This window comes from Paraburkholderia atlantica (assembly GCF_000092885.1).
In the GTDB taxonomy this organism is placed as follows: Bacteria; Pseudomonadota; Gammaproteobacteria; order Burkholderiales; family Burkholderiaceae; genus Paraburkholderia; species Paraburkholderia atlantica.
Genome location: NC_014117.1, coordinates 1067195 through 1087366, shown reverse-complemented (window position 1 = coordinate 1087366; position 20172 = coordinate 1067195). Strand labels below are relative to the sequence as shown.

Below are 20172 nucleotides of genomic sequence, written 5' to 3'. Positions count from 1 at the left end.
GCCACGAACGAACCTACGTTCCTTGCCATCGCGCTTTGCGGCATGGGTTTGCCCTTCACACCCATGCGCGCTTCACCGCACTGCCGTCATCCCCTCAGGACGCACGCGACGCCGCGACATAGGCCTTGCGATCCTCGGTCACGCGCTGCGCAGCCGGCCGCGCGTTGATCGTCTTCACGTAGCTCTTCCAGTCGATCCCCGCTTCGAGCAGAAAATCGCGGCCGTAAATGGTCTGCGTCGCCATACCGACGAGCGGCAGGTTCACGTAGCCGGCGGTATCCGCGACGCTGAAGTTCTCGCCGCACAGGTACGGCGCCAACTTCGCGATCCGCTTGAAGCCGGCGATGTGGTGCGTGAGCAGCTTTTCGACGCGCCCTTTCGTCGCGTCGCTGACCGTGCCGCCGAAAAACGCTTCCTTGTACAGATTGCGCACCGTCAGCTCGAGATGCACATCGACGAAGAAGATCATTTCGCGTTCCTTGGCGGCCTGCCACGAATCGGCGGAGAAGATCCGCTTGTCGGGAAAACGCGCGGCCAGATATTCGACGATGCACTGCGACTCGCACAGGTCGCCGTGCTCGGTCTGCAGGTATGGCACCTTGCCGAGCGGCGAATGCTCGAGCAGCGCTTCGTCCTGACTCGGCTTCACGAGATGCTCCTCGAAGTCGATGCCGTGTTCGAGCAGCACGAACTTGACCTTGTTGTAGTAGTTGGAAAGGGCAAAACCGCACAGCTTGATCATCGGGTGTCTCCTTGTGTCATGGTGTGTGAGACCGCGCGTCGAGGTTGAAGCAGCGGCTTTCCATCGAATCATCCAAGAAACTGCACGAGCGTGCTATTCTAAAATTACCATGGAGTCGGGCATCTCAATGAACTCTCGCAATTTCAGCATCGAGACCATCGGCATCGTCGGCACTGGCGCGATGGGCCGAGGGATCGCGCAGATCGCGGCGCTCGCTGGCCTGCGTGTGCGGCTCTACGACACCAACGCGGCCGCCGTGGGCGCCGCGCGCGACTATCTCGCGGAGACTTTCGCCAAATTGACGGCCAAAGGCAAGCTCGAGCAATCGCGCTCGCTCGCCGCGCTCGCGAACGTCAGCGGCGTGCAGGCAGTGAGCGAACTGGTCGGCTGCGATCTGATCGTCGAGGCGATCGTCGAAAAGCTCGACGCGAAGCAGGCGCTGTTTCGTGAGCTCGAAACCGTGGTCAGCGGCCGCTGCATCCTCGCGTCGAACACGTCGTCGCTGTCCATCACCGCGATTGCCGCGGGCTGCACCGATCCGTCGCGCGTGGTCGGCTATCACTTCTTCAATCCGGTGCCGCTGATGAAGGTCGTCGAAGTGATCGACGGCCTGCGCAGCGCCCCCGAGGCCGGCGACGCGCTAATGGATCTCGCGCGCCGCATGGGTCACACGCCGGTGCGCGCGAAGGACATGCCCGGCTTCATCGTCAATCACGCGGGCCGCGGCATGAATACCGAGGGCTTGCGCGTGGCGAGCGAAGGTGTCGCGAGCTTTGCGGACATCGACCGCATCATGCGCGAGCAGGCCGGCTTTCGCCTCGGGCCGTTCGAGCTGCTGGACCTGACCGCGCTCGATGTGTCGCATCCGGTGATGGAGTCGATCTATCACCAGTTCTACGAGGAACCGCGCTATACGCCGTCGCCGATTACGGGCACGCGGCTGTCGGGCGGACTGCTCGGCCGCAAGAGCGGCGAAGGTTTTTACCGCTACGTGGACGGCAAGCAGCAGGTTCCCGCCGAAGCGCCCGCGCCGACCACGCTGCCGCAAAGCGTGTGGGTCAGCCAACGCTATCGCGACGCGTATCAGGCAGTCGTGCAACTGGTCCGCAAAGCGGGCGTGAAGCTCGACGAAGGCGCGAGGCCCGCCGCCGGTTCACTGATCGTCGTCACGCCGTTCGGCCACGACGCGACCACCGCCGCGGTCGACGAAGCGCTCGACGCGAGCCGCGTCGTCGCCGTCGACGGACTGTTCCCGCTCGTCGGCGCGCAACGCCGCACGCTGATGACCACGCCGGCCACGACACGCGCCGCGCGCGATAGCGCGCATGCGCTGTTCGCCGCCGACGGCATCCCCGTGACCGTGATCCGCGATTCGACCGGCTTCGTCGCGCAGCGGGTGGTCGCGACGATCGTCAATATCGGCTGCGAGATTGCGCAAAAGCAGATCGCGACGCCGCAGGACATCGACCTCGCCGTGATGCTCGGTCTCGGCTATCCGCGCGGACCGCTCGCGCTCGGCGATGCGCTCGGCGCCCCCACCATTCTCACGATCCTGCGCAACATGCACAGCGTGCTCGGCGAGCCGCGCTATCGGCCGTCGCCGTGGCTCGCAAGACGCGCGCAACTCGGCCTCTCGCTCACCCAGCGAGACGCCGCCGACATTCAAACGGAGACCCCATCATGAGCGCCGCCCTGCTCGCTTCACGCCCCGCCAGCAGCGAATCCACGCTGGTCCTCACGCTCTCGAATCCCGGTGCGCGCAACGCGCTGCATCCCGATATGTACGCGGCGGGCATCGAGGCATTCGATACCGTCGAGCGCGATCCGTCGATTCGTGCCGTCGTGATCACCGGCGCCGACGACTTCTTCTGCGCGGGCGGCAACCTGAACCGGCTGCTTGAAAATCGCGCGAAAGACCCGTCCGTGCAGGCCGATAGCATCGACATGCTCGCTCAATGGATTTCGGCGCTGCGGCTGTCGTCGAAGCCGGTCATTGCCGCGGTCGAAGGCGCTGCGGCCGGCGCAGGATTTTCGCTCGCGCTCGCCTGCGATCTGATCGTCGCCGCGGACAACGCAAAGTTCGCGATGTCGTACGCGCGCGTCGGCTTGACGCCCGACGGCGGCGGCTCGTGGTTCCTCGCGCAATCACTGCCGCGTCAGCTGGCCACCGAGGTACTGATCGAAGCCAAACCGATCGGCGCCACGCGTCTGCACGAACTCGGCGTGGTCAATCGGCTCACCAAGGCCGGCGCCGCGCTCGATAACGCGCTCGCGTGGGCCGACGAGATCGGCGCGATCTCACCCAATTCGGTCGCGCGCATCAAAGGGTTGATCGCCGCGGCCGGCACGCAGCCGCTCGCGGATCATCTGGTCGCCGAGCGCGATAACTTCGTCGCGTCGCTGCATCATCGCGACGGTCTCGAAGGCATCAGCGCGTTCCTCGAAAAGCGCGCACCGATCTATAAATAAGCGACGAGAGAGCCGTCCGACATGCCCGACTACCAACTACCGAAACGGCGCCGTATCTTCCTGATGCGTCACGGCGACGTCACCTACTTCGACGACTCCGGCCGCGCAATCGATCCCGAATCCGTGCCGCTGAACGCGAACGGCCGCGAGCAGGCGAGCGCGGCGGGCCGTGTGTTCGCCGAGCAGCAGGTGCGCTTCGACCGCGTGATCGTCAGCGGCTTGCCGCGCACGATCGAAACCGCGCGGCGCGTGCTCGTCGAAACGGGTCAGCAGATCGAACCGGAGATCGAGCCCGCATTGCAGGAGATTCGCGGCGGGCGGCTCGGCAGCATTCCGCCGAGCGATATCGAGGCGGCGTTTCTCGGTGTGTTCGACGGCATCGTGCCGGAGAGCATGCGCTTTCTCGACGGCGAAACGATCGGCGAACTGTTCGATCGCGTACTGCCGGCCGTCGCGGCGCTGCGCGAAGACACGTCGTGGGACACCGTGCTGCTGGTGCTGCACGGCGGCGTCAATCGCGCGATCCTGTCGCACGCGCTGACGGCGGGCGGCCGCACGTTCTTCGGTCATCTGTCACAGGCGACCGGCTGCATCAATGCGCTCGACGTCGGCGCCGCGCCGCGCGACTGGGTGCTGCGCATGCTCAACTATTCACCGCCGTCGCCGCTGCATCGCGACGTTCGCAACACCACGATGGAAATCCTCTACGCACAATTCATCCGATTCCAGCGTAGCTGACACCGAACTGGAGGAGACACATGGCGCAAGCCACGCAGACCGGCGAACCCGCAGGCAAACAGGACTACTCGGCTTTCGAGGGCACCCGCCCGGTCAACGAGCGGCAACGCTTCGACACCGATGCGCTCGCCGCGTGGCTGGCTAGCCATGTCGACGGCTTCGCGGGACCGCTGACGCTCGAGCAATTCGCGGGCGGGCAATCCAATCCCACGTTCAAGCTGATCACGCCGTCACGCTCGTACGTGATGCGCGCAAAGCCCGGACCCGCGGCGAAGCTGCTGCCGTCCGCGCACGCGATCGAACGCGAATATCGCGTAATGCATGCGCTCGCCGACACCGACGTGCCGGTCGCACGGATGCTCGCGCTCTGCGAGGACGAAAGCGCGATCGGACGCGCGTTCTACGTAATGGAGTTCGTCGAAGGCCGCGTGCTGTGGGATCAATCGCTGCCCGGCATGACGCCCGCCGAGCGCGCGGCGATCTACGACGAAATGAATCGCGTGATCGCGGCGTTGCACAGCGTCGACGTCACCGCCGCCGGCCTCGCCGACTACGGCAAGCCAGGCAATTACTTCGTCCGCCAGATCGGCCGCTGGAGCAAGCAGTATCTGGCGTCCGAGACCGAACCGATCGACGCGATGCATCGGCTGATCGAATGGCTGCCGCAGCATATGCCGGCCGACACGAACGAGCGCGTGTCGGTCGTGCACGGCGACTACCGGCTCGACAACCTGATCTTCGATCGCAACGAGCCGCGCGTGCTCGCGGTGCTCGACTGGGAACTGTCGACGCTCGGCGATCCGCTCGCCGACTTCGCGTATCACTGCATGGCGTGGCATGTGGACCCGGCGCAGTTCCGCGGCATCGCGGGGCTCGATTGGGCCGCGCTCGGCATTCCCGATGAGGCGCGGTACGTCGAGCGTTATTGCCAACGCACCGGCTTCGAGATTCGTGGCGACTGGAACTTCTATCTGGCCTACAACATGTTCCGTATCGCCGCCATCCTGCAAGGAATCATGAAGCGCGCCGTCGACGGTACCGCGTCCAGCGCGCAAGCGCTCGACGCCGGCCGGCGCGCGAGGCCGATGGCCGAACTGGCCTGGCATTACGCGCAGAAGGTTCTCTAGACACGAGGGCTCGCCCCGCTCTCCATCATTCGCAGTCCGTTACCCGCGAGGTCCCAGATGAATTTCGATTACACCCCGAAGGTCCAGGCGTTGCGCGAAAAACTGCTCGCCTTTTTCGACGAGCACATTTATCCGAACGAGCAGGCGTTCTATGTGGAGATCGCGCGCAATCGCCAGAACGGCAATGCATGGGTGCCCACCGAACTGATCGAGCAATTGAAGCAGAAGGCGCGCGATGCCGGCCTGTGGAATCTGTTCCTGCCGCAATCGGAGCGCGGCGCCGGCCTGACGAATCTTGAATACGCGCCGCTGTGCGAGATCATGGGCCGCGTGCCCTGGGCGCCCGAGGTATTCAACTGCAACGCGCCGGACACCGGCAACATGGAGACGATCGAGCGCTACGGCAGCGAAGACAACAAGCGCGAGTGGCTCGAACCGCTGCTGCAAGGTCAGATCCGTTCGGCGTTTCTGATGACGGAGCCGGAGGTCGCGTCGTCGGATGCGACGAACATCCAGACTAGCATCGTGCGCGATGGCGACCATTATGTGATCAATGGCCATAAGTGGTGGTCGTCGGGTGCGGGCGACCCGCGCTGCGCGATCTATATCGTGATGGGCAAGACCGATCCCGACGCGCCGCGTCACCAGCAGCAGTCGATGATCCTCGTGCCCGCCGACGCAGCAGGCATCACCGTGCATCGTCCGCTCACGGTGTTCGGTTACGACGACGCGCCGCACGGCCACATGGAGATCACGCTCGACAACGTGCGCGTGCCCGCCACCAACCTGCTGCTCGGCGAAGGCCGCGGCTTCGAAATCGCGCAAGGCCGTCTCGGCCCGGGGCGCATCCATCACTGCATGCGCCTGATCGGTCTCGCCGAACGCGCGCTCGAACTGATGGCGAAGCGCTCGCTGCAACGTGTCGCGTTCGGCAAGCCGGTTGCGTTGCAAGGCGTCACGCAGGAGCGTCTCGCCGAAGCGCGCTGCATGATCGAGCAGGCGCGTCTGCTTACGTTGAAGACCGCATACATGATGGACACCGTCGGCAACAAGGGCGCGCGCGGCGAGATCGCGATGATCAAGGTGGTCGCGCCGAACATGGCGTGTCAGGTGATCGACTGGGCGATTCAGGCGCACGGCGGCGGCGGTGTCAGTGACGATTTCCCGCTCGCGTATGCATATGCGTCGGCGCGCACACTGCGTTTCGCCGACGGCCCCGACGAAGTGCACCGCAACGCGATCGCCAAACTCGAACTCGCGCGTCATATGGATGCGGGCGCGGCGGGCCGCGTGGAGATGCCGGTCACGCGCGTTTGAGCGCTTCGGCCCAAAGTGGGTGCGGCCGTTGAGGTCACTGCAAGCAGCATCGCGCGATCTATGCTCTAATTTTCGACAACGGCGGCGCCATCTTTGCGGCGCCGCTTTGACGAACAAGGAGCCAGGATGATCGATGTCTATAGCTGGGCGACCCCGAACGGCCACAAGATTCATATCATGCTGGAAGAGACGGGCCTACCCTACAACGTGCATGCCGTGAACATCGGTGCCGGTGACCAGTTCAAGCCCGAATTTCTTGCCATCAGTCCCAACAACAAGATTCCCGCGCTGGTCGATTCCGAAGGTCCGAAAGGCGCCGACGGACGGCCGTTCGCGCTATTCGAATCGGGTGCAATTCTGATTTATCTCGCCGAGAAAACCGGCAAGTTTCTTCCGGCCGACCCGGCCGCGCGCTACGCGGCACTGCAATGGCTGATGTTCCAGATGGGCGGCCTCGGTCCGATGCTCGGCCAAACGCATCACTTCCGCGTGTATGCACCCGAGCAGATCGAATATGCGGTCAACCGCTACACCAACGAGGCACGACGCCTGTACGGCGTGATGGACACGCAACTCGGCAAGACGCGTTACCTCGCGGGCAACGACTATACGATCGCGGACATCGCCGCGTTTCCGTGGACCCGTTCGTGGAAAAATCAGGGCGTCGACCTCGATACGTTGCCGAACGTGAAGCGCTGGCATGAAGAGATCGCCGCGCGGCCGGCGGTGGTGCGCGGCGTCGACGTGCTCGCATCCGCGCGCGCGCCGCTGATGGACGACAAGGCGAAAGAAATTCTGTTTGGCGCGACGCAGTACGCGAAACACTAGTTGCGGGCTGTCTCGCTGACGCGGCTCGACACAAACAGAAAGCGCGAGCGGCATCCCTGCCGGCTCGCGCTTGTTCATTTCCTCCGCGAAGTGCAAACGCTAGAAGTAATGCCGCGTGATGAACTCCGCGACGCACACCGGTCGTTCGCCGCCCTGACACTCCAGCGTGACGTTCCACGCGACTTGCACGCCGTTGTTGTCTACGTCGGTCACCGACTCGACGACGAACTTCCCGCGCAGCGACGACCCCACGAGCACCGGCGACACGAAACGCACACGGTTCAAGCCGTAGTTGACGCCCATACGCTGCTCGATCTTCACCGTTGCGCCGAGCAAAGCCGGAATCAGCGACAGCGTCAGAAACCCATGCGCGATCGGCCCGCCAAACGGCGATTCCCGTTTGGCCCGCTCGGGATCGATGTGAATCCACTGATGATCGCCGGTCGCCTCGGCGAAACGGTCGACCCTGTCCTGATCGACGCTCAGCCATTCGCTGACCAGCGGCTCCGCGCCGATGAGCGCGCGCAAAGCGTCCGCATTATCGAAAGCGGCGATCGTCGCCGCACCCGCCGTCATCCCGCCGCTCGCGGATTGCGCAGACCGAACATGCCGTTCGAGCGCACTGTGATCACCGTGTCGCCGTGCTGATTGATGCCCTCCCAGCGCGTCGACACGATGCCGCGATCGGGCTTGCTCTGCGACACCCGCTTATCGACGATGACGTTGATCATCGTGATCGTGTCGCCGACTCGCACCGGCTTCAGCCAGCGGACTTCGTCGATGCCGGGTGAACCCATCGACGTCGAATCCGCCAGCACCTTGCGCACGAGCATGCCCATCATCACCGAGCAGGTGTGCCAGCCGCTCGCGACGAGGCCGCGGAACGGCGATTCGGCCGCGGCGGCTTCGTCGAGATGAAACGGCTGCGGATCGAACTTCTGCGCGAAGTCGACAATTTCCTCGCGGGTGAAAGTGTGCTTGCCGATTTCGTGGCTCGTACCCACTTCCATGTCTTCGAAACTGATTTTCATCGTGCACCTCCTTTGTTCGGTGGAACGGCCCGATCAGACTTCGGCGACCGCAAATCCGGGTAGTGAGGCAAATCGCGCGAGATGATGATCGACGTCGCCGAGCGTGGTCTCGATGATCGCGAGGCGTTTGAACAGATGCGCGGCCGCCACTTCATTCGTGACGCCCATGCCGCCGTGCAACTGCACCGCCTGTTGACCGACGAAACGGGCGGCCTGGCCGACCCGAACCTTGGCCGCGGAGATCGCGCGGCGGCGCTCGATCGCGTCTTCAGTTGCGTAGCGCATCGCCGCCAGATACGTGATCGAACGCGCCTGCTCCGCGTGGATCAGCATCTCGACCATGCGATGCTGTAGCGCCTGGAAACGCGCGATCGGCTGGCCGAACTGCCGGCGCGTTTTCGTGTACTCGACGGTGGCGTGATTGAGCGCGTCGAGCGCGCCGATCGCCTCCGCGCACAGCAGCAGCGTGCCGTAGTCGGCGATCTGCTCGAGCGTTGCCGCCCCCGCATGTTCGCCGGCGAGCCGGCGCGCGGGCGTGCCGTTGAATTCGAGCGTTGCGGCGCGTTGACCATCGATCGTGCGGTATTCGGTGAGCGTGACACCGGCCGCGTCGCGCGCAACGACAAAGAGTGCGATCTCGCCATCGAGGCGCGCCGGCACGATCCAGTGGTCCGCCTGCGCGCCGTGCAGCACGACAGATTTTGTGCCGCTCAGCGTGTGCTGCGCACCCTGCCCGCTCGCGATCGTCGCGACGTCGAACAGATCGTAGCGGGCATGCGGCTCATGAAACGCCACGGCCAGCTTGCCTTCGCCCTGGGCCGCCCGTTCGAGCAGGACGGCATCTTCGCCGTCGCCGGTGCCGGCGAGCCGCAACGCTTCGATGCCGACCGCGGTCGCCCAATACGGCTCGACGACGAGCGCGCGACCGAGCTCCTGCATGACCACGAGCATGTCGATCGGGCCGCCGTTGAAGCCGCCCTGCGCTTCCGGCACCGGCAACGCGGTCAGCCCCAACTCGGTGAACGCAGCCCAGTGCGCAGCCGATACGCCGGCCTCCGAGCGCACGATCGCCTGGCGCGCTTCGAAGCCGTAGCTCTTCTCGAGATAGCGTCGCAGCGCATCGGCAAATTGCTGCTGTTCGTCGTTGAAAGTGAAGTCCATGCGCCGCTCCTCAAAGTCCGAGAATCATCTGCGCGATGATGTTCTTTTGAATTTCGTTCGAGCCGCCATAAATCGACGTCTTGCGGAAGTTGAAGTAGTACGCGGCAAGCGGCGCGGCATCGTCGTCGCCGGCAAGACTGTGCTCGCGTTCGCCTTCGAGGAACGGTACGTCGAACGGTGCGGCCAGCGGACCGATCGCTTCGAACATCAGTTCGGTGAGCCCCTGTTGCACTTCCGTGCCCTTGATCTTCAGCATCGACGCTTCCGGGCCCGGGCCGCGACCGCCCGCCTCGTTGGCCACCACGCGCTGTACGGTGACTTCGAGCGCCATTAACTCGATTTCGAGACTCGCGACCTTTGCCGCAAATACCGGGTCGTGCAGCAGCGGCTTGCCGTTCTTTTTCTGATTCAGCGCGACACGCTTGAGAAACACCAGTTCACGCTTCGATGCACCGACTCGCGCGATGCCGGTTCGCTCGTGCCCGAGCAGATATTTCGCATAAGTCCAGCCGCGATTTTCTTCGCCGACCAGATTGTCGACCGGCACTTTGACGTCCTCGAAGAACACTTCATTGACTTCGTGATCTTCGTCGAGCGTGATGATGGGCCGCACCGTGATGCCCGGCGTTTTCATGTCGATCAGAAGGAACGAGATGCCCTCCTGCTTTTTGGCGCCGCTGTCGGTACGCACGAGGCAGAACATCATGTCGGCGTGCTGGCCGAGTGTGGTCCAGGTCTTCTGACCATTGACCACGTAATGATCACCGACGCGCTCAGCGCGGGTGCGCAGCGACGCCAGGTCGGAACCCGATCCCGGCTCCGAATAGCCCTGACACCACCAGTCAGTGCCGTCGAGAATACGCGGCAGATAGCGGCGCTTCTGCGCCTCGTCACCGTATTTCATCAGCACTGGCGCAACCATCGACACGCCGAAAGGCAGCACGGTAGGTGCGCCAATACGCGCGCACTCTTCTTCCCAGATATGTCGTTGCGTCGCGTCCCAGCCGGGGCCGCCATATTCGCGCGGCCACGCGACCGCCGACCAGCCTCGCGTGCCGAGCAGCCTGTGCCAGCTTGCGAAGTCTTCGCGGGAAAGACGTTTGTGATTGAGAACCTTGCTGCTCAGCTCGCGAGGTAGATTCGCTTCGAGCCAGGCGCGGATGTCGGCGCGGAACGCGTCTTCAGCGGGGGAATAGTCCAGATTCATGCGTAGTGTCTCCTGGCCGCCACCACCCAGCCGCCTGGAGCCACTGCGCTACTGCAGTGGTTCCTTCAGCGCAGCCGGAACCGGTAGCGGCATCACTTCGATGCCTTCCTCGACCAAGGCACGCGCATCCTCCGGTGTCGTGACACCGCGAATACTGCGCGCGGGCGCTTCGTTGTAGTGAATGCGCCGCGCTTCCTCGGCGAAGCGGTCGCCCACGTTCTCGGTCTTCTCCAGTACCTCGCGCAGCGCCCGAATCATGTGCGCCTGCATTTGCTCCATGCCCGCCGGCGCTTTCGAGTCGGTCGCGCCCGACAGATTCAAACGCGGTGCCGACGGCAAACGGCTCACCTCGTGCGCACCGCAGATCGGACACTCGACGAGCTTGCGGGACTGCTGCGACTCGAAGTCATCAGCCGAAGCGAACCAGCCTTCGAACCGATGGCCATGCGGACACTGTAAATCGAGGACCTTCATGTGGAATCAGGGCTTGCGTGCCAGTTTAGCGCAAAATGGAAATTTGTGAACGATCGTTCGTAAAACTTTAAGGCCGACGCGCAGCCGCCAGCTGCCGCAAGGGAATATCACGCGGGTGCGCGATTTTAACGCTTTACAGCATGCGCTGCCGAAGGCGGCCCGAGCGGTTAACGGTGCCGCATTCGCTCGGTTCTCCAGCCCGCTTGTGGCGCCCCGTCACGCCACGAGGTTGCCGAGTCGACGGCTCACACGCGGTTCGATCTGACGGGCCTCCTTCGTCAGATTGATCTGCTTCGCCAGTTTTGCGACGTCCGCCACACCGATCTCAATCTCGTACCCGCCGCGCGCGGTCAGCCATTCGAGCACATCCGTCAGATGCCATACCGACGCACTGCCTTCGTGGACCGGCGGCGGGAAGTCGATGGCGTTGTTCAGCATCAGCTTGCGCATGTTTTGCCGCGACACGCCCGCCATTTCGGCCACGTCGGTCAGCCCCACAAAGTCAGGTCCTGCCTCGGCCAGCTGCGCGGACGGCACTGCGCGCTTTACGTCCTTGAGCGCGCTGGTGAGAGCCTCGAATGCGCTCGCGCCTTCACGGGTGAAAATCAGCGCGAGGCGGCCTGGTTGCCCGACGCCAATCGTGGCGTCGTCGCACCCCGCTTCGCCCAACCGCTCGACAATTGCGTCTGCATCGCAATCTTCCGCGGAAAGGCGGTACTTCAACGTGAACACATATTCCATACGTTACTCCTGTCTTTATTGAGCCCAGGTTATTGCGATTCCGGTTTGCTACCTACGAAGCCACTAGCGCCGTGCCGCGCAGTTGCCGACGATGCGCCGCAAGTGTCTGGCGTGATTGCCGGGATTTTTCGGCGTACTCCAGACGCTCGATATACAGAACTCTCCGCAACGACATTCGGCGTCTTGGTACGGGCAATAGATTTTTCCCCACGCATGACCTCTTCCGCCGTCCTGAACGCGCCAGCCGTGCTGCTCCGCGTATGCCAATGCGGCCTCGATCTCCTTCTTCGTGTGCCTTCGTCGAACCATCGACACCTCCAATGTAGTCGCTCAATCTTGAGTTGTCAATTGACAACCTTGGATTGAGGTGAAATCAGATCACTCCGATGACTAGCGTCGGTTACCCAAAACAAAAATCGACGACGGACTCGGTGACCGGAGGGTTCATACTAGCCGGCCGCCGGGGCCACGACGAGCCAGCTAGACGGCATAGGAGGCGGCCTATTGTTCAGCCAGAAAGAAACCGCGCAGCCAATGACAAAGCCCCTGCCGGTCATCGACCAACAGGGGCTTCGTTAAACCGCAACGCGGATCAGCTATCGGGAAGACGCGAGCTTATACCGTCTCGGGCGCCTCAGTCGGCCACGTACCCGACAGCACTTTCTCGAGCCAGAAGGTACCGATGATCGTCTTCACATCCGTGATCTTGCCAGTGCGCACCCACTCGGACACTTGCTCCACGGTCGCGGTGAACAGTTCGAGAAACTCGCCTTCGTCCAGTTTGCGCTCGCCAGCGGTCAAGCCCCGCGCGAGATAGATATCGATGAATTCGGTCGAGTAGGAAATGATCGGGTGAATCCGTGTCAGGTACACGTACTCGCGCGCGGTATAGCCAGTTTCCTCGCGCAGTTCCCGCACCGCGCACGCCAGCGCGCCCTCGTTCGGGTCGAGCTTGCCGGCCGGATATTCGACCATCACCTTGCCCATCGGATAGCGATACTGACTTTCCAGCAGCACGCGACCGTCGTCGAACAAGGGAATCACCATGACGGCGCCCGGATGCTGAACGTATTCGCGCGTCGCGTGTTTGCCGTCCGGCAGTCGGACCGTATCGTACTTGACCGTCATGAACGGTCCTTGATGGACCGTTTTGCTGTCGATACAAGTCTCGGTTAGCGCGGCGTCGTGATTGGGAAGTTCAGCCATGTGCGGACCTCAGAACAGCCAGGCGCGCGACGGCGGGACGCCGTCAGCGGCGTTTGACGAGATATTGGAAGGTAAAGCCGGGAAACGCGAACACGACGAACAGCGCGAACGTGATCGCGTAGAACTGCCAGCCCTGCTCGAAGCGATTTCCCGCGCGCGCTTCGAGCAGAAAACCCAGCGTTCCGACCACGAAATACAGCACGATCAATTCGGCAATCCGGAGCCAGGCGCTTTTTTTCGCCGCTTTCAACGGCACCGCGGCGAAGAGTCGCTGATTCAGGAACGGCAGGTTGGCGCCGACTAGCGCCAACAGCACGATAAACCAGCCCGCAGCTGACATTAGAGCAGCAGCGTGTGCTGAATAGCCTGCAGGCAGGCGCGCAGCAGCGGATCAGGCACGATACCGAGCACCAGCACGGCAACGCCGTTCAACGCGAGCAACGCACGCGTGCTCGTGTCCGCCACGATCACCGACTTGTCTTGCGGTTCGTCGAAGTACATCAGCTTGACGATACGCAGGTAGTAGAACGCGCCGAACAGCGACGTGATCACGGCAAGCACGGTGAGCCAGGTCAGGCCGGCATTCATCGTCGCTTGCAGCACGGCGAGCTTCGCGTAGAAGCCGACTGCCGGCGGAATACCCGCGAGCGAGAACATCATGATCATCATCACGAACGCGAAGACCGCGCTGCGCTGATTCAGGCCCTTGAAGTCCTCCAGCGTGTCCGCTTCGAAGTCGCGGCGCGCGAGCAGCATGATGACGCCGAAGGTGCCGAGCGTCGTGATCAGGTAGACGATGCTGTAGAACATCGCCGAGCCGTACGCGCTCGCGGCGCCCGTGGTCTTCTGATCGACCACGCCGGCAAGCAGGCCCAGCAGCACGAAGCCCATATTCGAGATCGCCGAATACGCGAGCATCCGCTTGACGTTGCGCTGCACGATACCGGTGATGTTGCCGACGATCAGCGACAGCGCCGCCAGAATCACCAGCATCTGTTGCCATTCGACCGCGAGCGGCAGCAAGCCCATCACGAGGAAACGCAGACCCCACGCGAACGCCGCGACCTTCGGACCGCCACCGACGATGAGCGTCATCGCCGTCGGTGCGCCCTGGTACACGTCAGGCACCCACATATGGAACGGCACCGCGCCCATCTTGAACGCCACGCCCGCCACGATGAAGATCACGCCGAACAGCAGCACGGTCGGATCGTAGTGGCTCGTGTTAATCGCCTTGAACACTTCGTTCAGGTCCAGCGAGCCGGTCGCGCCGTACAGCATCGAAACGCCGTACAGCAGGAAACCGGAAGCCAGCGCGCCGAGCACGTAGTACTTCATCGCTGCTTCGTTCGACGACGCAACTTCGCGGCGCAGCGCGATCACCGCGTACAGCGACAACGACATCAGTTCGAGACCGAGATAAAGCGTCAGGAAGTTGTTGCCCGAGATCATCACGATCTGGCCGAGCAGCGAGAACATGCCGAGCAGGAAGAAGTCGCCGCGGAACAGGCTACGGTCTTCGAGATAGCGACGCGAATAAACGATCGTCACCGCATAGCCGAGCGACACCACCGCCTTCATCACGTTGGCGAACGGATCGACCACGTACATGTGATCGAAGAAGTAATGCACTTGCGGGTCGAACGCATTGATCGCGAACCAGATCCCGGCGACGAGCGTCGAGAAGAACGCGATGAAATACGTGGTACGGCGACCCTCTGGGCCGACGAACGTGTCGTTGAGCCACGCGATGACAATGGCGAACATCACCAGTGCGTCAGGCAACAGAGCAGTCATAGGGGCGTTTTGCATGGTCTTAAGTTCCTCCGCTCGTCGTTACTGAGGCAACGGCAGCTTCGATTGCGCAACGTGGGAGAGGAGGTTATCCACGGATACGTGCATCACATCGGTAAAGGGCTTCGGATACAGGCCCATGAACAGCGTCAGTGCGGCGAGCACTGCCAGCATGAAAAATTCGCGACGGTCGATGTCGACCAGGCTCTTCACGTGGTCGTTCGCGACCGCGCCGAAGTAGACACGCTTGTACATCCACAGTGTGTAGGCCGCGCCGAGAATCAGCGTGACAGCCGCGCCGCTCGCGATCCAGAAGTTGTACTGGACGGAAGCCAGAATCACCATGAATTCGCCGACGAAACCGGACGTGCCCGGCAAGCCGCAATTCGCCATCGCGAACAGCATTACGAACGCCGCGAACTTCGGCATCACGTTGACGACACCGCCGTAATCAGCGATCTGACGCGAGTGCATGCGGTCGTACAGCACGCCGATGCATAGGAACATTGCGCCCGACACGAAGCCGTGCGAGATCATCTGCACGATCGCGCCTTCCGCGCCCAGCTGATTGAAGATAAAGAAGCCGAGCGTGACAAAGCCCATGTGCGCGATCGACGAATACGCGACCAGCTTCTTCATGTCAGCCTGCACCATCGCAACGAGACCGATATAGATCACGGCGATCAGCGACAGCGTGATGATGACCGGTGCGAGGAAATGGCTCGCATCAGGCGTGATCGGCAGCGAGAAGCGCAGGAAACCATACGCACCGAGCTTCAGCATGATCGCGGCCAGCACGACCGAACCGCCGGTAGGCGCTTCCACGTGTGCGTCCGGCAACCACGTGTGCACCGGCCACATCGGCACCTTCACCGCGAAGGCCAGGAAGAACGCGATAAACAGCAGCACCTGCGGCGTCATCGCGATCTGCGCGTGCTGCCACGTGGCGATGTCGAACGAGCCGGTCTCGTTGTACAGATAGATCAGCGCAACCAGCATCAGCAGCGAGCCCGCCAGCGTGTACAGGAAGAACTTGAACGCCGCGTACACACGGTTCGCCCCGCCCCACACACCGATGATGATGTACATCGGAATCAGCGTCGCTTCGAAGAACACGTAGAACAGCATGCCGTCGGCCGCGCTGAACACGCCGACCATGATGCCCGACAGGATCAGGAAGGCCGCGAGGTACTGGCCGACGTTCTTCGTGATCACTTCCCACCCTGCGATCACGACGATCACCGTGATCAACGCGGTCAACGAGACGAACCACATCGAAATGCCGTCCACGCCGAGGTGATACATGATGTGGAAGCGCTGGATCCAGTTCGCCTGCTCGACGAACTGCAGGTCGGCGGTGCTCGAATCGAAGCTGGTGATCAGCGGCAGCGTGACGAGAAAGCTCAGGACCGAGCCGATCAACGAGATCCAGCGCGCGGGAGCGGGGTTCTCGTCGTTGCCGATCGCGAGGACCAGCAGGCCGAAGAAGATCGGCAACCAGATCGCGATGCTAAGAATCGGATAAGCGTGCATGAGTGTCCCTCGCCTTATTTGCCGCCGAGCGTTACAAACAGGGTCAGGAGCCCCAGCATGCCGATGATCATGGCGAACGCGTAGTGGTAGATGTAGCCGGATTGGAGGAAGCGGATCACGCTAGCGAACCAGCCGATAAAGCGTGCGCTGCCGTTGACGATGCCGTCGATCACGACCACGTCGCCTTCCTTCCACAAACCCCGGCCAATGGCCACCGCACCCCGCGCAAACACGACTTCGTTGATCTTGTCCATGTAGTACTTGTTATCGAGCAACGTGTAGATCGGGCCGAATGCGCGCTTGATGACAGCGGGCAGATCCGGACGGACCAGATACAGGAACCATGCGACGACCACGCCAGCGAGCGCGAGCCAAACCGGCAGACCCGACACCGAGTGCAGGCCCATCGACGCCCAGCCCTGGAACTCTTCGGCCATCTCACGCAGCGCCGGATGGTTCTCGCTGATGTAGATCACCTTGTCGAACGCGACGCCGTGCTGGAAGAAGTCGCCGAACAGCATCGGACCGACACCGATCGCGCCGATCACGATCGACGGAATCGCCAGCAGCACGAGCGGCACCCACACGACCCACGGCGTTTCGTGCGGCTCGTGAGCGTGGTCGTCGTGACCATGACCATGGTCGTCGTGGCCGTGCGCGCCATGTGCATGCGACGCGGCTTCTGCGCCCATCGGCGATTCCGGGTGCTTCGGATTGCGGAAACGCTCCTCGCCGTGGAACACCATGAAATACATACGGAACGAATACAACGCGGTCACGAACACGCTTGCGACCACCGCGAAGTACGCGAAACCCGAGCCCGGCAGATGCGACAGCTTCACCGCATCGATGATCGAGTCTTTCGAGTAGAAGCCCGAGAAGAACGGCGTGCCGATCAGCGCGAGCGAACCGATCAGCGACGTGATCCACGTGATCGGCATGTACTTGCGCAGACCGCCCATGTTGCGCATGTCCTGATCGTGATGCATGCCGATGATCACCGAACCCGCGCCGAGGAACAGCAGCGCCTTGAAGAACGCGTGCGTCATCAGGTGGAACACGGCAACCGAGTACGCCGACGCGCCGAGCGCGACCGTCATGTAGCCGAGTTGCGACAGCGTGGAATAAGCGACCACCCGCTTGATGTCGTTCTGGACGATGCCGAGGAAACCCATGAACAGCGCGGTAATCGCACCGATGACCATGACGAACGACAACGCCGTATCCGACAGTTCGAACAGCGGCGACATGCGCGTGACCATGAAGATACCGGCCGTCACCATGGTCGCCGCGTGAATCAGTGCGGAGATCGGCGTCGGGCCTTCCATCGAGTCCGGCAGCCACACGTGCAGCGGGAACTGCGCCGACTTACCCATCGCGCCGATGAAAAGGCAAATGCAGGCCACCGTCAGCAGGCCCCAGTCGGTACCTGGGAAGTTCAGCGCCGCGAGTTCCGTACGCTTTGCGAAGACTTCGCCGTAGTTCATCGAACCGGCGAACGCGAACAGCAGACCGATGCCGAGCAGGAAACCGAAGTCGCCGACGCGGTTCACGATGAACGCCTTCATGTTCGCGTAGATCGCGCTTTCACGCTTGAAGTAGAAGCCGATCAGCAGGTACGAAACGAGACCCACCGCTTCCCAGCCGAAGAACAGCTGCAGGAAGTTGTTGCTCATCACGAGCATCAACATCGAGAACGTGAACAGCGAGATGTATGAGAAGAAGCGCTGGTAGCCGTCGTCGTCGGCCATGTAGCCGATCGTGTAGATGTGCACCATCAGCGACACGAAGTTGACCACGACGATCATCATCGCGGTCAGCGAGTCGACCAGGAAACCGACTTCCAGCTGTGTCTTGCCGATCGACATCCATTGATAAACGGTCGCGTTGAAGCTCGCGCCGTCCATCACCTGCAAGAAGACCATGACCGACAGGATGAACGAAATCGCGACGCCGAGGATCGTGACCGAATGCGCACCCGCCCGTCCTATCGCCTTGCCGAACAGCCCTGCAACCAGGGAACCGGCGAGCGGTGCCAGCGGAATTGCCAACAGCAGGTTTTCATTGAGTATCGTGGACATAACCGCTTTTCCTGAAATTAACCTTTGAGCTGATCGAGATCCTCGACATTGATCGTGTCGAGACTACGGAACAGGGTCACCAGAATTGCGAGACCGATCGCCGCTTCGGCTGCCGCAACCGTCAGCACGAAGAAAACGAAAATCTGGCCGTGCACGTCGCCCAGGTAGTGCGAGAACGCGACGAAATTGGTATTCACCGCGAGCAGCATCAGTTCGATCGCCATCAGGATGATGATGACGTTGCGACGGTTCAGGAAAATGCCGACGATGCTGATCGCAAACAGGATCGCGCCGAGGACAAGGTAATGAGCAAGGGTCAACATGATTTCTATCTCCTGTCCGCTCAGCTGTTCTTGGCTGCTGCCGAGTCGGCTGCTGCTGCGGCTGCCGCGGCAGCCGCTTGTTCCGCCGCGATGGTCGCCGCGGTTTTCTCCGACGGCATCTTCACGACGCGCACGCGGTCCTGGGCACGCACCTTGACCTGCGCGCTGACGTTCTGACGCTTGCTGTCCTTCTTGTGGCTCGTGGTGAGCGCGATCGCCGCGATGATGGCGACCAGCAGAATCAGGCCCGCGATTTCGAACGCGAAGATGTAGTTGGTGTAAATGACCTTGCCGATCAGGCGCGTGTTCGACCAGTCGCCCATCCCGGCGGCGGCCGAGGCCGTGTCGTGCAGCGCGGTGGCGGTCGCGCCGTAGCCATGCCACAGGATCAGCGCGGTTTCGATCACGATGATCGCGCCCACCGCCGATGCCATCGGCACGAAGCGTTTGAAGTCCTTGCGCAGCACGTCGAGATTGATGTCCAGCATCATCACGACGAACAGGAACAGCACCATCACCGCGCCGACGTAGACCAGCACCAGCAGGATCGCAAGGAACTCGGCCTCGAGCAGCATCCAGATCGCGGCTGCGTTGAAGAACGCCAGCACCAGAAACAGTGCGCACGCCACCGGGTTGCGCGAGGTGATCACCTTCAGCCCTGAAACCACGAGGAGCAGCGCGAAGATGTAGAACAGTACGGTCGTGAATTCCATGATTACCGGTTCATCGTTAGGCCATCGTCAGGCATTGTTCTTTGGCACGCGTGATTGGCAAAAGCGGACCAAACCGTCAGTGCCGCCACACAGGTGCGCCGTGCCGCGGCGTTCAGGCCGCGGCGGTCGGCCCGACAGCAGGCCGTGTTACTGCGTTTACTGCCGCATTTACTGCATCAGCGGGAAAGCGCTTCAACGATACGGTGCGTCGGCCGCCTTGTTGGCGGCGATTTGTGCTTCGTAGCGGTCGCCGACGGCCAGCAGCATTTCCTTCGTGAAGTACAGGTCGCCGCGTTTCTCGCCGTGATACTCGAGAATGTGCGTCTCGACGATCGAGTCGACTGGGCAGCTCTCTTCGCAGAAACCGCAGAAGATGCACTTGGTCAGGTCGATGTCGTAGCGCGTCGTGCGGCGCGTGTTGTCCGCGCGCGTTTCCGATTCGATCGTGATCGCGAGCGCCGGGCACACTGCTTCGCACAGCTTGCAGGCGATGCAGCGCTCTTCGCCGTTTTCATAGCGGCGCAGCGCATGCAGACCGCGGAAACGCGGCGAGATCGGGGTCTTTTCTTCGGGGAACTGTACGGTGACCTTGCGCTGGAACGTGTAGCGTCCGGTCAGCGCGAGGCCTTTCAGCAGTTCCGTGAGGAAGAAAGTCTTGAAGAAGTTTTGGATTGCGGTCATAGGTTC

General features: G+C 62.4%; 22 protein-coding genes. 6 read left to right on the top strand and 16 right to left on the bottom strand.

The genetic code is table 11. The annotated features are described in order from the left end of the window. Nucleotides 1-94: 94 nt before the first annotated feature. A complete protein-coding gene (locus BC1002_RS04875; protein WP_013088962.1) occupies nt 95-742 on the bottom strand; it encodes a glutathione S-transferase family protein in 648 nt (215 codons plus the stop codon). Between the two features lie 127 nt (nt 743-869). On the opposite strand from BC1002_RS04875, the gene BC1002_RS04870 reads away from it, so the two are divergent. The 6 genes from BC1002_RS04870 to BC1002_RS04845 all read left to right on the top strand — a co-directional run bounded on the left by BC1002_RS04870 (nt 870) and on the right by BC1002_RS04845 (nt 7221). Further along, nucleotides 870-2426, top strand: coding sequence for a 3-hydroxyacyl-CoA dehydrogenase (locus BC1002_RS04870; RefSeq protein ID WP_013088961.1), 1557 nt, complete (start codon nt 870-872; stop codon nt 2424-2426). Continuing rightward, nucleotides 2423-3211, top strand: a complete 789-nt coding sequence (locus BC1002_RS04865; protein WP_013088960.1) for an oxepin-CoA hydrolase, alternative type — start codon at nt 2423-2425, stop codon at nt 3209-3211. Before BC1002_RS04870 ends, BC1002_RS04865 begins: the two co-directional genes overlap by 4 nt. A gap of 21 nt (nt 3212-3232) precedes the next feature. After that, nucleotides 3233-3949 carry a histidine phosphatase family protein gene (locus BC1002_RS04860; protein WP_013088959.1) on the top strand — a complete coding sequence of 239 codons (717 nt, stop codon included), beginning with the start codon at nt 3233-3235 and terminating at the stop codon, nt 3947-3949. A 20-nt stretch (nt 3950-3969) separates the two neighbouring features. Continuing rightward, a complete protein-coding gene (locus tag BC1002_RS04855) occupies nt 3970-5076 on the top strand; it encodes a phosphotransferase (RefSeq protein WP_013088958.1) in 1107 nt (368 codons plus the stop codon). 57 nt (nt 5077-5133) lie between these two features. Further along, the gene (locus tag BC1002_RS04850) at nt 5134-6393 is read left to right on the top strand and encodes an acyl-CoA dehydrogenase family protein (protein WP_013088957.1); all 1260 of its coding nucleotides are present in this window, start codon (nt 5134-5136) and stop codon (nt 6391-6393) included. Nucleotides 6394-6519: 126 nt separating this feature from the next. Beyond that, on the top strand, nt 6520-7221 hold the full coding sequence (locus tag BC1002_RS04845; protein WP_013088956.1) for a glutathione binding-like protein: 702 nt from the start codon (nt 6520-6522) through the stop codon (nt 7219-7221). 99 nt (nt 7222-7320) lie between these two features. Here the strand turns inward: BC1002_RS04845 and BC1002_RS04840 are convergent, their stop codons facing one another. The 15 genes from BC1002_RS04840 to nuoI form a co-directional block, all read right to left on the bottom strand. Then, the gene (locus BC1002_RS04840; RefSeq protein WP_013088955.1) at nt 7321-7797 is read right to left on the bottom strand and encodes a MaoC family dehydratase; all 477 of its coding nucleotides are present in this window, start codon (nt 7795-7797) and stop codon (nt 7321-7323) included. After that, nucleotides 7794-8252: a MaoC family dehydratase gene (locus tag BC1002_RS04835; protein WP_013088954.1), complete on the bottom strand. Its 459-nt coding sequence runs from the start codon at nt 8250-8252 to the stop codon at nt 7794-7796. Before BC1002_RS04835 ends, BC1002_RS04840 begins: the two co-directional genes overlap by 4 nt. Nucleotides 8253-8285: 33 nt before the next feature. After that, nucleotides 8286-9413, bottom strand: a complete 1128-nt coding sequence (locus BC1002_RS04830; RefSeq protein WP_013088953.1) for an acyl-CoA dehydrogenase family protein — start codon at nt 9411-9413, stop codon at nt 8286-8288. Nucleotides 9414-9423: 10 nt separating this feature from the next. Continuing rightward, entirely contained in the window at nt 9424-10620 is a 1197-nt protein-coding gene (locus tag BC1002_RS04825; RefSeq protein WP_013088952.1) for an acyl-CoA dehydrogenase family protein, read from the bottom strand. A 48-nt stretch (nt 10621-10668) separates the two neighbouring features. Next, nucleotides 10669-11094 carry a DUF1178 family protein gene (locus BC1002_RS04820; protein ID WP_013088951.1) on the bottom strand — a complete coding sequence of 142 codons (426 nt, stop codon included), beginning with the start codon at nt 11092-11094 and terminating at the stop codon, nt 10669-10671. Nucleotides 11095-11310: 216 nt separating this feature from the next. After that, nucleotides 11311-11835: a helix-turn-helix transcriptional regulator gene (locus BC1002_RS04815; protein WP_013088950.1), complete on the bottom strand. Its 525-nt coding sequence runs from the start codon at nt 11833-11835 to the stop codon at nt 11311-11313. Between the two features lie 63 nt (nt 11836-11898). Further along, nucleotides 11899-12144: a hypothetical protein gene (locus BC1002_RS38740; protein WP_013088949.1), complete on the bottom strand. Its 246-nt coding sequence runs from the start codon at nt 12142-12144 to the stop codon at nt 11899-11901. A gap of 306 nt (nt 12145-12450) precedes the next feature. Then, nucleotides 12451-13041, bottom strand: coding sequence for an NUDIX domain-containing protein (locus BC1002_RS04810; protein ID WP_013088948.1), 591 nt, complete (start codon nt 13039-13041; stop codon nt 12451-12453). A 43-nt stretch (nt 13042-13084) separates the two neighbouring features. Then, entirely contained in the window at nt 13085-13381 is a 297-nt protein-coding gene (locus tag BC1002_RS04805; RefSeq protein ID WP_013088947.1) for a DUF2818 family protein, read from the bottom strand. Then, on the bottom strand, nt 13381-14853 hold the full coding sequence (gene nuoN / locus BC1002_RS04800) for an NADH-quinone oxidoreductase subunit NuoN (protein WP_013088946.1): 1473 nt from the start codon (nt 14851-14853) through the stop codon (nt 13381-13383). Before nuoN ends, BC1002_RS04805 begins: the two co-directional genes overlap by 1 nt. Before the next feature lie 24 nt (nt 14854-14877). Continuing rightward, entirely contained in the window at nt 14878-16368 is a 1491-nt protein-coding gene (locus tag BC1002_RS04795; protein WP_013088945.1) for an NADH-quinone oxidoreductase subunit M, read from the bottom strand. Between the two features lie 14 nt (nt 16369-16382). Beyond that, nucleotides 16383-18449, bottom strand: coding sequence for an NADH-quinone oxidoreductase subunit L (nuoL, locus tag BC1002_RS04790; protein ID WP_013088944.1), 2067 nt, complete (start codon nt 18447-18449; stop codon nt 16383-16385). 17 nt (nt 18450-18466) lie between these two features. Then, on the bottom strand, nt 18467-18772 hold the full coding sequence (gene nuoK / locus BC1002_RS04785; RefSeq protein ID WP_006052894.1) for an NADH-quinone oxidoreductase subunit NuoK: 306 nt from the start codon (nt 18770-18772) through the stop codon (nt 18467-18469). 20 nt (nt 18773-18792) lie between these two features. After that, complete coding sequence (locus tag BC1002_RS04780) at nt 18793-19485, bottom strand: NADH-quinone oxidoreductase subunit J (RefSeq protein WP_013088943.1); 693 nt, start codon at nt 19483-19485, stop codon at nt 18793-18795. 192 nt (nt 19486-19677) lie between these two features. Next, entirely contained in the window at nt 19678-20166 is a 489-nt protein-coding gene (gene nuoI, locus BC1002_RS04775) for an NADH-quinone oxidoreductase subunit NuoI (protein WP_013088942.1), read from the bottom strand. Nucleotides 20167-20172 lie beyond the last annotated feature (6 nt).

Bases quoted from the DNA above. Each gene is read 5' to 3' on its own strand.
- BC1002_RS04805 (WP_013088947.1), bottom strand. From the start codon at position 13,381: ATGTCAGCTGCGGGCTGGTTTATCGTGCTGTTGGCGCTAGTCGGCGCC.
- nuoL (WP_013088944.1), bottom strand. From the start codon at position 18,449: ATGTCCACGATACTCAATGAAAACCTGCTGTTGGCAATTCCGCTGGCA.
- BC1002_RS04845 (WP_013088956.1), top strand. From the start codon at position 6,520: ATGATCGATGTCTATAGCTGGGCGACCCCGAACGGCCACAAGATTCAT.
- nuoI (WP_013088942.1), bottom strand. From the start codon at position 20,166: ATGACCGCAATCCAAAACTTCTTCAAGACTTTCTTCCTCACGGAACTG.
- BC1002_RS04875 (WP_013088962.1), bottom strand. From the start codon at position 742: ATGATCAAGCTGTGCGGTTTTGCCCTTTCCAACTACTACAACAAGGTC.
- BC1002_RS04835 (WP_013088954.1), bottom strand. From the start codon at position 8,252: ATGAAAATCAGTTTCGAAGACATGGAAGTGGGTACGAGCCACGAAATC.
- BC1002_RS04865 (WP_013088960.1), top strand. From the start codon at position 2,423: ATGAGCGCCGCCCTGCTCGCTTCACGCCCCGCCAGCAGCGAATCCACG.
- BC1002_RS04815 (WP_013088950.1), bottom strand. From the start codon at position 11,835: ATGGAATATGTGTTCACGTTGAAGTACCGCCTTTCCGCGGAAGATTGC.
- BC1002_RS04860 (WP_013088959.1), top strand. From the start codon at position 3,233: ATGCCCGACTACCAACTACCGAAACGGCGCCGTATCTTCCTGATGCGT.
- BC1002_RS04825 (WP_013088952.1), bottom strand. From the start codon at position 10,620: ATGAATCTGGACTATTCCCCCGCTGAAGACGCGTTCCGCGCCGACATC.
- BC1002_RS04795 (WP_013088945.1), bottom strand. From the start codon at position 16,368: ATGCACGCTTATCCGATTCTTAGCATCGCGATCTGGTTGCCGATCTTC.
- nuoK (WP_006052894.1), bottom strand. From the start codon at position 18,772: ATGTTGACCCTTGCTCATTACCTTGTCCTCGGCGCGATCCTGTTTGCG.
- BC1002_RS04870 (WP_013088961.1), top strand. From the start codon at position 870: ATGAACTCTCGCAATTTCAGCATCGAGACCATCGGCATCGTCGGCACT.
- BC1002_RS04840 (WP_013088955.1), bottom strand. From the start codon at position 7,797: ATGACGGCGGGTGCGGCGACGATCGCCGCTTTCGATAATGCGGACGCT.
- BC1002_RS04830 (WP_013088953.1), bottom strand. From the start codon at position 9,413: ATGGACTTCACTTTCAACGACGAACAGCAGCAATTTGCCGATGCGCTG.
- BC1002_RS38740 (WP_013088949.1), bottom strand. From the start codon at position 12,144: ATGGTTCGACGAAGGCACACGAAGAAGGAGATCGAGGCCGCATTGGCA.
- BC1002_RS04855 (WP_013088958.1), top strand. From the start codon at position 3,970: ATGGCGCAAGCCACGCAGACCGGCGAACCCGCAGGCAAACAGGACTAC.
- BC1002_RS04820 (WP_013088951.1), bottom strand. From the start codon at position 11,094: ATGAAGGTCCTCGATTTACAGTGTCCGCATGGCCATCGGTTCGAAGGC.
- BC1002_RS04850 (WP_013088957.1), top strand. From the start codon at position 5,134: ATGAATTTCGATTACACCCCGAAGGTCCAGGCGTTGCGCGAAAAACTG.
- nuoN (WP_013088946.1), bottom strand. From the start codon at position 14,853: ATGCAAAACGCCCCTATGACTGCTCTGTTGCCTGACGCACTGGTGATG.
- BC1002_RS04810 (WP_013088948.1), bottom strand. From the start codon at position 13,041: ATGGCTGAACTTCCCAATCACGACGCCGCGCTAACCGAGACTTGTATC.
- BC1002_RS04780 (WP_013088943.1), bottom strand. From the start codon at position 19,485: ATGGAATTCACGACCGTACTGTTCTACATCTTCGCGCTGCTCCTCGTG.